Genomic DNA, 12,865 nt, shown 5'->3' with positions numbered 1-12,865 from the left:
TCCTGTCAATCACGGACTTTAGAGAGAGACATATTCTGGCTCATAAGCCTCATTCAATCGCAGTCTACCCATTCACCCAGACAATTATTCGTTTTTACAATACCATTATATCTTAACACTATTTACGAAATCAGTCACAAATTACTTGCAACGGGTGGCTGATCATTAACATGATCAACCACCAGAAATCATATCTGCCTTATTTGCTATATAGTTGATCAAACACGCCGTTTTCACTGAAATGCTTTTTCTGCACAGTCTGCCAGCCGCCAAGACTTGCGATATCAAACGTCTCAATCGTCTGAAAAACGCCTTTGGTTTCGGCAAGGATCGCAGGATCGACTGGACGATAGTAATGCTTTGCACCGAGTTTCTGGGCTTCCGGCGTGAAAAGGAACTCCGCATAGGCGGTCGTGACGGCTTCGGTGCCATGCGCCTTGACGTTTTTATCGACGACCGCAACAGGAGGCTCGGCAAGAACGCTGACAGACGGCACGACGATATCAAACTGGTCCGGTCCGACCTCGCGGGCAGCAAGCAACGCTTCGTTTTCCCACGCGATCAGTACGTCGCCCAGATGACGTTGCACGAACGAATTCGTCGCGCCTCTCGCCCCCGTATCAAGAACGGGCACATGCTTGAAGAGTGCTTTCAGGTAGTCTTTTGCAGCGTCTTCTGACTGGCCATGTGTGCGGAGCGCCCAGCCCCAGGCGGCCAGATAGTTCCAGCGTGCACCACCAGAAGTCTTCGGGTTTGGAGTAATCACTGACACATCGTCACGGATCAGGTCGGGCCAATCATGGATGTTCTTGGGATTGCCCTTGCGAACCAGAAACACGATGGTGCTGGTAAAGGGCGTGGAATTGTGTGGCAGGCGTTTCTGCCAGTCTGTCGCCAGCAACCCATGCTGGGCCAGAATGTCGATATCATAAGCCAGACCAAGCGTGACGATATCAGCCGGAGCGCCTTCCAGAACAGAACGCGACTGAGCGCCGGAACCGCCATGCGACGTTTTCACCAGCACCCGGTCATCAGGGTGACCCTTTGACCAGAATGCGGAAAAAGCCTTGTTGATATCAGCGTAAAGTTCACGCGTTGGATCGTATGAAACATTCAGGAGCGACCAGCTTGCAGCGTGCGCTGGATGCCCTCCCCCGATGAGACCGGCCACACCAGCAGCAACGCTTCCCTTGAGAAGCGTGCGGCGGCTGAAAGCAAGAGTGTTCTTCATGACACGCATTTCCTGTTCTTTTTGCTTAGAATGCCGCCTGGGCCCTGGCTACGATGGCATTGCCATCACGCCCGAGGACATTGACGCCGCCACTCACACCTTTTGAGCGGGAGACGATGTAGTGGGCATAATCGACCATGAATTTGATATGCTGATTGGGATACCAGTTGAAACCAGCCTGCCACACGGTCTGCTGGTTACCGTTGACGCCTGTTCCGCCCTGACTGACGACATCGCCAAGATCAGTCACACTCCAGCGACCACTGACTTCCAATGCGCCCCAGTGATTGTGGGCCGGATCGAAGTCATATTCGACGCCGGGCGAAGTAAACGCAGCCATCTTCGGATTATAGGCGCGTGGGTGTCCAAAGATTGTGTAGTTGGCGGCCACATACCAGCCGTCGAACCCGAGAGAAGGCAGGTTGCTGCCTGCGGGCTGGTTCCCGCGAGAAACGCCGATATGGTAATATTCGCTTTTCAGCAGAAGGTTTTTCCAACGGAAAGCCAGCTGCGGTCCTGCCGCCCATATCTGCGACACATCCTTGAGCGCACCGGATGTCAGTAGGGAAGTCTCACCAAGAGGAACTTCCATATTGTCATTGAAAGTATAGTTACGACCTGAAGAATTCTCATTGAGCTTGAAGGCCGCCGTCGCGCCCGCGCCAACATGGACGTCAATGTCCTTGCTCACATAAGGACGACCGGCGATACGGGCGACACCACCGGTCTGGCTGTCGGTGATGGTCGTATCCTTGTTCCGATCACCAAATTTCTGTCCCGTGAAATAGGCTGCCGCCAGCCAGCGTTTTTCCCAATGCTCACCACCTACGCTGAAACGCGCCACGCCACCCGCAATGTTACGCACCAGATCGACGATGGTTGGACGCTCGAGAAATTCGAACGCCCCCGGACGCTCGGCATTTTCCTCTGCCATGCGAGGCTGGAAATAACCTACTGTCAGGGTTGTGTTTCTCAGGCCGGTATAATTCAGGTTCGCTTCAAACAGACCGACGGTGCCATCAACGGAACTGGAACCGAAGTCTGGCGTCACGTTGACGACCCAGTCCTTGTAGCGCCAGGAAAAATAGAGCCGCAGACGACGGGCATTCTGGGTGAAGCTGTTAAAGTTTCCCTTGGCTTCATTCCCTCTCGGACCTGCGCCAAGAAAACCACCGAAATCTTCCTGAGCAAGCATGCCGACAGAAAAGGCGTATGAACCATCTTCAGAGGCAATGGTCGGTCGCCCTTTCGGAAACCCGATTTTCATGCCCCCAATCTGCATGACCTCACTCTTGGCATTGGCAGCCTTGAAATCAGCCCAGGACTGGGCGGGCCCTTCCGGAAGGGCAATCCGGCTTTCGGCGGGGGAACGCGGTCCATTGGCGCGCGCCTCAGCCTGAGAGAAAACCGGCTTTACTTCCTCGGGACCTGCACTTGCCAGACGGGTATCGTGGCGACGGTGGCGAGTTGTGCTGTCGTTTTCGGTGTTGGCGCGCGTGTGATTACCGGCTGCCTGCACGCGGATGTCATGACGCATGGCCGCCATTTCCTGCCTCATGGCGGCGAGCTCACGGCGAAGCTCAAGCACTTCAGGGTCGGTAGAGCGTGCTTCCGCGTAATGCGGGAGAGAGGACACGAGAAACGGTGTAGCCAGAAACAATGTCCGGCGAAGTGTCGTATTCATGGAAGGCCCGGTCACTTGAAAGAAACAGCAGTATTTGTGTGTATATTAGAGAAAAAGGATCATGTATTCGTTCAGATCACATAATCCACCACAGGAAGAGACTGATCCATTGTCAGTGAAGGTAATCCGGTGTGCCTCTTCCCAACGGGCCGGGCTGGATTGCCGACAACGGTCGTATACGGTTCAACAGATTTCAGAACGATCGCCCCTGCGCCTATTTTGGCGCCTTCACCGATCTCGATATTGCCCAGCACTTTTGCGCCGGTTCCAATCAGTGCGCCGCGACGCACTTTCGGATGCCGATCTCCTCCTTCCTTGCCCGTCCCGCCCAGTGTGACATTCTGCAGAAGCGCGACATCGTCCACCACCACAGCGCTTTCACCCACCACAATGCCAGTACCATGATCGAACATGATTCTTTTTCCGAGCCGTGCGGCAGGATGGATATCCACAGCAAAGAGTTCTGATGCCCTGCCCTGAATATAACGCGCCAGAAATTTCCGATCGTCCTGCCATAACCAGTGCGCGACACGATGCGCCTGAACGGCCTGAAAACCCTTAAAAAAGAGAAACGGCGTAATGTGATCGACGGCAGCGGGATCTCTTTCCCGTATTGAACGCAGGTCTGATGCTGCTGTTTCAACGGCATCCGGCCATGTCAGGAAAAAGTCTCGCATCAGGGCTTCGAGAACTTGGGCGGGCACCATCTCCCCCGCGAATTTGGAGGAGAGGAGACGCGCCAGCCCTCCCGCCAGATCCTGCTGATCAAGAATGCAGCTTCGGATCAGCCCTATCAGGACCATATCGGCGTTGAGACGGGCTTCCTTGCGCATTGTCCGCCAGAGATCGGCAACATCTTCTGCTCCGGCAGACCGGCCACTCCGATGTATCTCCGACAGAAGCCGTTCATGCCGGACGGGCGCTTCTCTCTCGATGAAGTCAGCGTGTGTGGTGAGCATGATCACCTCCGTTCCGCGCTGAACGCTGAAACTGCGTGACCGCCCGACGCACCAGTTCGCGTCGTTCGTTGAGAGTTTGATTGTGGAGAGCGCGAACACTGTCGTGCGTCGCATAGAAACGATGTGAGGTTCTGTTCACATCCAGAATGATGGCGCCGAGAAAAACCCCATCGGATTCAACGGCATGAGATTCATACATGGCAATCTGCCTTTCAGACCAGTATTGGCCGACCGACAGATTTCTGTCGGTTATCGGGAGTGAAGAACGCCCTTTGGGGCGCTAACGTTGGTGACCCGACATCGGGTCACGCGACACATTCGATCTGACATTGCGTGCATGACTTTCATCTTCTTTCGAACACCGCGCAGGGTGCGGACACATAAGAGACACATCCGCTCGGATGGGTCAATAAACAACGACGAAAAAATGCATATAATAATTTCACCAAAATAATTCACTATAAAATTTAGTTTATTTTTTAATAAAAAATATCAAATAGTTACGAAGAAACAGGCCACACAAAGCCGGTCATAAAAAATTTTTACCCCAGATTTCTTCTTTACAAAACAGAATCGAAAAGCACCGTAACACCTCAGAATTTTTATCACTATTTTTATTCGTTGTTTATGTCGACTGTCACAAATATTTTTCATTTCCGCTCCTGGCCGCTCTCAATCGGACAGACCGCGGCAGGCTCATCAGGAAAGTTGTTTATAGAGATGAAGACATCTGCGTTCAGACACCTTGCTCAAAGAAAGCATTTGTTCCCCCCAGCCCCGCCAGTAAGCCGCTCCTCCAATGGGGACGTCTCTTGCAACAACAAAGAGGAACCTTTTTTATAGGCTTTACGTCAGACATAGATGCGGACAGACACGGAACGCATCCTAAAAAGTAATTTACTGGCACCCTGAAGTGTCGGCTGTCACAGAGGACCACATGAACATTCCAGCCAGTTCAGAGCAGACCGGAAACGGATCGGCATGAATGAGATCGTTCTGGTCGCACTGAAGCGTCCTTATACTTTTGTCGTTCTATCGATCCTGATCCTGGTTTTTGGTCTTCGTGCTATTGTATCGACGCCAACAGACGTCTTTCCAAGCATTCGCATACCCGTGGTCGCTGTCGTCTGGACCTATACCGGTCTTATGCCGGAAGACATGTCCGGGCGCGTCATCTATTACTATGAACGTGCCCTGACCGCGACGGTCAATAATATCGAACATATCGAAAGCCAGTCCTATTACGGACGCGGCATCGTCAAGGTCTTCTTCCAGCCCGGAACAGATGCTTCAGCCGCTCAAACGCAGATCACCGCGGTCTCCCAGACTGTTCTGAAACAGATGCCGACGGGCTCCACCCCGCCGCTGGTGCTCACCTACAACGCTTCGTCCGTTCCGGTTCTGACGCTTCAGGTGTCCTCCACGCATCTGACGGCTTCCGAAATCTATGACATGTCCTCGAACCTGATCAGGCCGGCGCTTGTGTCGGTGGCAGGCGCGGCCATTCCAAACCCCTATGGTGGCCAGCCGGGCAACGTCATGGTGGATCTTGATCCGACCAAGCTGCTCGCGCATGGGCTTTCGCCAGTGGATGTGTCCACGGCGCTCGGAAAGCAGAATATCGTGCTTCCGGCGGGTGACCAGAAGATCGGCACTTTTGACTGGATGGTGCAGACCAACGCCTCTCCACGCGAAATCGATTCACTGAATGATCTGCCGATCAAACAGGTCGGAAACTCTGTCGTCTATATGCGCGACGTCGCGTGGGTGCATCAGGGAGGCCCTCCACAGACCAATCTCGTGCTGGTCAAGGGACAGCAGGGCGTTCTGATCGTCATCATGAAGAGCGGTGACGCCTCGACGCTGAATGTTGTGTCCGGCGTCAAGAAGCTCCTGCCTGGGATTGAGAAAACACTGCCTCCCGGCGTGGATATCCGCGTCATCAACGATGCCTCCACATTCGTGAAGGAATCCGTGCGCGACGTGGTGCAGGAAATGCTGACAGCCGCCTGTCTGACAGGGCTGGTCGTGCTGCTGTTCCTCGGCTCGTGGCGATCTACCGTCATCATCGCAACCTCCATTCCGCTGGCGATGCTGTGTTCGATCATCGCGCTGGGCTGGGCCGGTCAGACCATCAACGTCATGACGCTCGGTGGTCTGGCTCTGGCCGTCGGTATTCTCGTCGATGACGCGACGGTCATGATCGAAAATATCGACGCGCATCTGGCCATGGACAAGGATCTGGAAACGGCCATCATTGATGCCGCAAACCAGATCGTCATCGCCACTTTTGTCTCCACGCTGTGCATCTGTATCGTCTGGATGCCGCTCTTCCAGCTCAGCGGTGTCGCCGGATGGCTGTTCATGCCGATGGCTGAAGCCATCATCTTCGCGATGATCGCCTCTTTCATCCTGTCCCGAACGCTTGTCCCCACCATGGCCAAATACATGCTGGCGGCTCAGGTCGCCGCTGGTCACGGGCATGGAGCAGGAGAGCCGAAATCCTTCTTCGGTCGGTTCCAGCGCGGGTTTGAAGAGAAGTTCGAACGGTTCCGGCACGCCTATCGCGACATGCTGGCAGGTCTCCAGAACATTCGTGCTTCCTTTATCGGCGGCTTTCTCGTCGCTGCGCTGTCATCGCTCGGGCTGCTGTTTTTCGTCGGACAAGACTTCTTCCCCGAGATCAAATCGAACTCTCTCGCCATGCATATGCGTGCCCCGCTCGGAACGCGTATTGAAGAATCCGGCAAGATCGCGCAGCTGATCAACGATGAGATCGGCCGCCTGCTACCGGGACAGATCGAGACGATCGTCGATAACTGCGGCCTGCCTTTCAGTCCGCTCAATCAGGCCTTCATCCCCACGCCGACCGTCGGCACGCAGGATTGCGATCTGACGATCACACTCAAGAATGAAGAGTCACCAGTTGCGGAATACAGGCAGATCCTGCGGAAAGGGTTGAGCCACGCCTTCCCCGGCACGCAGATCACCTTCCAGCCTGCCGATCTGACGGCGAAAATCCTAAATTTCGGTGCACCCGCGCCGCTGGACGTGCAGATTGTCGGACGCAATCTGAAAGAAAATTTTGCCTTCGCCAATCATCTCGCCGCCCGCCTGCGGCATGTGCCGGGCCTGACGGACATTTCCATTCAGCAGCCGATGACCACGCCGACCCTGCTGGTCAACGCACGACGCAGCTTCGCGCTGGGAACCGGGATTACGGAAGCGAATGTCACCAACAACATGCTGGTCTCGCTGTCGGGCAGCTCACAGGTCGGACAGGTTTACTGGCTCGATCCGAAGACTGGCGTCTCGCATCTGATCGACATCCAGACCCCGGCCCACTTCCTCCAGACCCTGAATGATCTGGAACTGACCCCGATCGACAAGGGCGATGGCAATCCGACAGGTGTGCCTCCGCAGATTCTGGGTGGTCTCAGCGAGATTCAGCAGACCGGCACGCCCGGAGAGATCGCGCACTACAACATCATGCCGGTCTTTGACATCTACGCCTCCAACGAGGGACTGGATCTCGGTCGTGTCGCCAAGCAGGTAGACCGTATTGTCGAGCAGGAGCAGGAGCGGCTTCCGCATGGCTCCTCCATGACCGTGAACGGTCAGGGCGTGACGATGAACGCGGCCTATATCCAGCTGATCGGCGGGCTCGCCATGTCGATCCTGCTTGTCTATCTGGTGATTGTCGTCAACTTCCAGTCGTGGCTTGATCCGTTCATCATCATCACCGCCCTCCCCGGCGCGCTGGCGGGCATCGCGTGGTCGCTATTCCTGACCCACACGGCCCTGTCCGTTCCCGCTCTGACAGGTGCGATCATGTGCATGGGCACCGCGACCGCGAACTCCATTCTGGTCGTGTCATTTGCGCGTGACGAACTGACGCGTCACGGCGATGCGGTGAAAGCAGCAGTCGATGCCGGGTTCGAGCGCATCCGTCCTGTGTTGATGACGGCCTCCGCCATGATCGTTGGCATGCTGCCCATGGCGACGAGCAACTCCCAGAATGCTCCGCTCGGACGCGCTGTGATGGGAGGGCTGATTGTCGCGACAATCTCGACGCTGATCTTCGTACCGTGTGTTTTCGCCGCCATTCATTCACGCCGTCATGCAAAACAGATGTCACACCCGGAAGGAGAAACCGCATGAGCGCCCAGACTTCACGCGGACGCCTCGTGCTGATCCTTGTCATCATTCTCGCCATCGTTCTGGCGGGGTGGGGCATCTTCCAGCGCAACATGCACTATGACAACCTTGCCCGGGAGACGACGGAAAACGCCATTCCGCAGGTGCAGGTCATAACGGCCCAGCCGGGCCCGGATCACCTCAACCTTGATCTTCCGGCCAACATCTCGGCCTGGTATCTGGCGCCGATTTACGCGCAGGTCTCCGGTTACGTGAAGATGTGGTACAAGGACATCGGCGCGCATGTGAAGACCGGCGATGTTCTGGCGGAAATCGAGACGCCGGGACTGGATGCCCAGTATGCTGCGGCCAAGGCCAATCTGGACGTGGCGGTCGCTCGCTACAAGCTTGCCCAGATCACCTCCAAACGCTGGAAGGCGCTGGAAGGCACACAGGCTGTGTCCCAGCAGGAAGTCGATGTGCAAGCTGCCAACGCCGAGGCTGAGAAGGCTCAGGTTGAAGCCGCCCGCCATGAGATGGAGCGCTATCAGGCCCTTGAAGGGTTCAAGAAGATCGTGGCGCCTTTCGACGGTGTCGTGACGGCCCGTATGGCGGATGTCGGTGACTATGTGAATGCTGGCCGGGGCGATGTCGGCGCACGCGGCAATGCGACGGAGCTGTTCAGCGTGGCCGATATCCACGCTATGCGTATCTTCGTCTCCGTGCCGCAGGATTATGCCTACATCATCAGCCCTGCCCTCACTGCAACATTGAGTGTTCCGCAGTTTCCCGGCCGGACCTTCAAGGCGCGCTATGTCGCGACGGCTGCTGCGTTCAACCCCAACACCCGCACCGTCAACACGGAGCTGATGGTTGATAATCCTCTTGGGGAACTGTGGCCTGACTCATTCGCCACAGCGCACTTTGAAGCGCCGGGTGACGCCAACATCCTGATCCTGCCGCAGGGCGCGCTGATTTTCCGGGCCGAAGGCATGCAGGTGGCTGTGGTTGATCCAACCGATCATGTGCATCTGGTGCCGATCAAGGTGGGCACCGTGCTCGGGACGACCGTGCAGGTGCTGTCGGGTATCAACCGTTCCGACCGGATCATCAACAACCCGTCCGCAGGTCTGCTGGATGGAGACAAGGTCCGCATCGTGCCGGGAACACGTGGATACAACATGCCATCCACACCGCCGAAAAAACCGGCCACACAGTCGCAGAATGATGATGTGCGGGCCATGCCGGAAGACAACAGACCATCGGCAGAAGCAGGCGGTCGCGAATGAGGCGTTCCTTTTCCTGTCACTTCGCTCTTCTCTTTCTGGCGACATCGGCTCTTGCGGGATGTGATATGGCGCCGCGCTATGCACCCACAAAACTGGTCTATCCGGCCCAGTGGGAAGGTCAGGGCGTGATGCATTACGGGCAGCCGGATGATGGTGCGCCCCGATCCGACTGGTGGCGTGATTTCGGAGACCCGGAACTCGATCAACTGGAAGAGAGGATGCTGGCTGCCAATCCGGACCTTCAGGCTGCCGCCGAAAACTTCACCCAGTCCCGTGACGTGGCGGCGCAGGTCGCCTCTCACCTGTATCCGCAACTCATAGGCGGAGCGAGTGGCGACAAGGACAAGAGCTCAAGAAAAAGGCTGTGGCGTGGTGGTGGCGCGACCGGCCCTGTCTACATGTCCTCCGAGCAGTATCATGCGGCGGCGACCTGGGAGCCGGACTTCTGGAACGCCATCCGAAACCGGACTCTGATCGCCAAGCAGTCAGCCCAGCAGAATGCAGCGGAATACGCTGTCGCACGCCTCAGTCTGACGACGGAGCTTGCGTCCGACTACATCGCGCTGCGTGGGCTTGATGCGCAGGACGCCGTCTACAAGGATTCCATCCGCTATTACCAGCTGGCCGTGCAGATCACCCATATGCGTCTGGCGGGCGCGATCGCTGCCGGTCTGGATGTATCACGCGCCGAAGCCCAGCTTGCCTCAACGCAGGCGGAAGAAACCGATATCCGGGCGCGCCGGGATGTGATGGAACACGCCATCGCCGTTCTGGTGAATATGGCGCCCGCGTCTTTCCATATTGCACCACGGGACAGGATCGCCCTGTCCGATATTCACCCATCGTCGGGCCTGCCTTCCACGCTGCTTGAGCGTCGTCCGGACATTGCCGCTTCGGAGCGGGCTATGGCGCAGGCCAATCGCGCCATTGGCGTGTCTCGCGCGGCCTTTTATCCGCACGTCACGTTCAACGCGATGACCGGTTTCATGGATAACGGCTTCGACCTCGCATCCCTGTCGAACTCCATGTACCAGTTCGGCGCGCAGGCCATCCTTCCGCTGTTTCAGGGCGGTTTGCGTCGTGCTGAACTGCAACGTTCCTGGTCGCAATATCGCCAGTCCGAAGAAAACTATCGTTCGACGGTCCTGTCCGCCTTTCAGGAAGTGGAAGATGGCCTGACCAACACGAACCGTCTCCGCACGGAAACGGATCAGCAGACCAGAGCGGTGGATGCGGCGCTTCGCACGCAGACAATGACCATGCAGCTTTATACCGGCGGCCTGACCAACTATCTCGATGTGGTCGTGGCGCAACAGGCAGCACTGGTCGCCCGCGTCAGCCTCGTGGCTGTGAAGACCCGTCAGCGGCAGTCTGTGGTGGCTCTTATTGGCGCTCTCGGCGGCGGCTGGTCGGCGCAGGATCTCCCAGCCCTCAAGCAGATCCGGCCTTTCAAGCCCTTGCAGTATGAAGGCTTGCATACGCCAAAACCGGTTGGCGATGTTCCGGTAGCGACGCACAGCACTGATGCGGATCTAACAGGACCAGCTCAGGCTTCTGTGGTGCCGGAAACAGCGCGTTAAGGGACGTCCAAAGACAATATTGTTCCGCTCTGATCGAAAGGCACATTCTTTCTGGCTTCAGCAGGCCCTTTCGACGGCATGGGCTTTCTGAATACTTGCTGGCTTTAAAAGTCCCTTTATTGGGCAGGGAATATCATATCCAATGGTGACAATCAGAAGTCTTTACTGTCTGTTGTCAAACACCTGTTTCTGATCTGACCTGCCTTGCATTCCGCTGTCTTCATCACTTTCAAATACCTCCTGTATAGAAAGGAAACTCTCTGTCGGCGATGATCGGCATTATCTGACGCCCTGCCCTCTTCACGAAAATGAGCAGGGCAAGGTCAAATAAGGACATTTTCTGATGCATCGTTGCGCCGTTTCATGTCTTGCCCTCATGGCCGCAACGATCTCGTTCGTTCCCGCCTCCCTGCACGCCGCCTCCATTGCTCCCATATCCGAAATGCAGACAACACTTCCTGATCGTCACACCGCTTTTTCGGAACAGCTCTTCCGGCTACCCACAAGAGACGGGACAATTCTTGAAGCGACCCTGCTGTTGCCTCACACGGCTGGTCCGTTTCCTCTCGCCATCGTCAGTGGTGGCGCTTCGCATATTTCCGGCTCCAATCATGGGGCACGCGACCGATATGATTATCTCTCCGGCTATTTCCTTGCTCGCGGCTATGCCGTCCTGCGCCCCATGGCGAGAGGCTTTGCCGGGTCGGAAGGCACGCTGATCTCTGACGGATGCGAACTCGCCACCACAGCGCGACGCAATGCAGACGATATCCGGGATGTTTCCGCCACCATTGCGCAGCTTCCAGACATTGACGCCACACGGATTGTCACGGCGGGCCTCAGTTTCGGGGGCTGGGTGCAGATGGCCATGGGAACCATGCCGCTGCCCGGAACACGCGCCCAGTTTCTGTTCTTCCCCTTGATGCATGTTTCAAGCTGCCACAATGACGCCGACAGACTGTTGGCCGGGGCAAGTGAGTTCGGTGCCGAAACTCACCTGCCGACTTTATGGGTGCAGGGCGAGAATGACTCTCTGGCTCCCACAGAATTCTGGAAGGCGATGTATGCCGCCTACAAGGCAAAGAACCCGCAGGCGGAACTGGTCGATGTCCCGCCCTTTCTCAATGACTCCCATTCTCTCCTGAATGATCCTGACGGTCTCAGACCGTGGATGGCGCAGGCGGATGTCATGCTCGAAAAGGCAGGGCTTCCCCACAGAGTTGTTGTCGCTGATTACCTTCCCACCCTGCCGCCTCCGGCCTCCGGCTATGCGGAACTGAACGACTTCAGCAAACTTCCGGTCCAGAACGACATGATGCGCAAGGCCTATCAGACGTTCCTGACCCAGCCGACGCCGAGAGCGTTCGTCATAGGTGATGATGCCGAAAGTGTGGGCGCTCACGATTTCGATCCCATCAGTTCCGCTCTGTCGGGATGCAGCAAGGCATCACAAAACTGTCGTCTTTACGCGTATGACAATCGTGTTGTCTGGCAGGGGCACGGGCCTTCGCAGACAAGACAGCAGGCTATCACGGTTCCATCAGGGAAGGTCGTCTCGGTATTTTACTCGGTAATCAACGAAGACTGTACGGCACGCTACGTTCCCGCGATCAAACTGGTCAAAGCGCCTGCGCATGGCGCGTTGCGCATGAGCACGTCAGCAACCGGAGTGACCCATCACACTGTTGGCCCTCTGACGAAATGCAACACTGTTCCCGTCAAGGGATCTGTTCTGCAATATCATTCCAATCCCGATTTCCACGGAACAGACAGCGTGACGATTACAAAACATGTCAGCGCCGATCCCAAGGATCCGCCGATCACCATGACCTATCTGTTCACGATAAACTGAGCGTTTCGATTTTCTGATCATTTCCGAAGCTTTTCCCGCTAGCCAAGGCAACCGAACAAACAACGATTAAATATCGTACATAATATCATTACCGCGTCAACTTGCCTAAATGCGCGCAGCAGCCTATGTGTGA

8 protein-coding genes are annotated in these 12,865 nt (G+C 56.3%); 4 read left to right on the top strand and 4 right to left on the bottom strand.

Annotated features, from left to right (window positions below; genetic code table 11):
* Window positions 1-199: 199 nt before the first annotated feature.
* The 4 genes from EMQ_RS00385 to EMQ_RS00370 all read right to left on the bottom strand — a co-directional run bounded on the left by EMQ_RS00385 (window position 200) and on the right by EMQ_RS00370 (window position 4,073).
* On the bottom strand, window positions 200-1,231 hold the full coding sequence (locus tag EMQ_RS00385; RefSeq protein WP_026199921.1) for a sulfate ABC transporter substrate-binding protein: 1,032 nt from the start codon (window positions 1,229-1,231) through the stop codon (window positions 200-202).
* 25 nt (window positions 1,232-1,256) lie between these two features.
* A complete protein-coding gene (locus EMQ_RS00380) occupies window positions 1,257-2,915 on the bottom strand; it encodes an OprO/OprP family phosphate-selective porin (protein ID WP_010667078.1) in 1,659 nt (552 codons plus the stop codon).
* Between the two features lie 71 nt (window positions 2,916-2,986).
* The gene (gene cysE / locus EMQ_RS00375; protein ID WP_010667079.1) at window positions 2,987-3,874 is read right to left on the bottom strand and encodes a serine O-acetyltransferase; all 888 of its coding nucleotides are present in this window, start codon (window positions 3,872-3,874) and stop codon (window positions 2,987-2,989) included.
* A complete protein-coding gene (locus EMQ_RS00370) occupies window positions 3,855-4,073 on the bottom strand; it encodes a hypothetical protein (protein ID WP_010667080.1) in 219 nt (72 codons plus the stop codon). Before EMQ_RS00370 ends, cysE begins: the two co-directional genes overlap by 20 nt.
* A 782-nt stretch (window positions 4,074-4,855) precedes the next feature.
* Between EMQ_RS00370 and EMQ_RS00365 the strand changes: the two genes are divergently transcribed.
* The 4 genes from EMQ_RS00365 (at window position 4,856) to EMQ_RS00350 (ending at window position 12,732) form a co-directional block, all read left to right on the top strand.
* Window positions 4,856-8,035 carry an efflux RND transporter permease subunit gene (locus EMQ_RS00365; RefSeq protein ID WP_018307664.1) on the top strand — a complete coding sequence of 1,060 codons (3,180 nt, stop codon included), beginning with the start codon at window positions 4,856-4,858 and terminating at the stop codon, window positions 8,033-8,035.
* Window positions 8,032-9,300, top strand: coding sequence for an efflux RND transporter periplasmic adaptor subunit (locus EMQ_RS00360; protein ID WP_010666640.1), 1,269 nt, complete (start codon window positions 8,032-8,034; stop codon window positions 9,298-9,300). The genes EMQ_RS00365 and EMQ_RS00360 overlap by 4 nt, the downstream gene beginning before the upstream one ends.
* Window positions 9,297-10,880, top strand: a complete 1,584-nt coding sequence (locus EMQ_RS00355; RefSeq protein WP_010666641.1) for an efflux transporter outer membrane subunit — start codon at window positions 9,297-9,299, stop codon at window positions 10,878-10,880. The genes EMQ_RS00360 and EMQ_RS00355 overlap by 4 nt, the downstream gene beginning before the upstream one ends.
* 376 nt (window positions 10,881-11,256) lie before the next feature.
* Window positions 11,257-12,732, top strand: a complete 1,476-nt coding sequence (locus EMQ_RS00350) for an alpha/beta hydrolase family protein (RefSeq protein ID WP_232092253.1) — start codon at window positions 11,257-11,259, stop codon at window positions 12,730-12,732.
* Window positions 12,733-12,865 lie beyond the last annotated feature (133 nt).

This window comes from Acetobacter aceti NBRC 14818 (assembly GCF_000193495.2).
Lineage (GTDB): Bacteria > Pseudomonadota > Alphaproteobacteria > Acetobacterales > Acetobacteraceae > Acetobacter > Acetobacter aceti.
The sequence above is the reverse complement of the archived record's forward strand: the minus strand, read 5'-3'. Positions and strand labels throughout refer to the sequence as shown.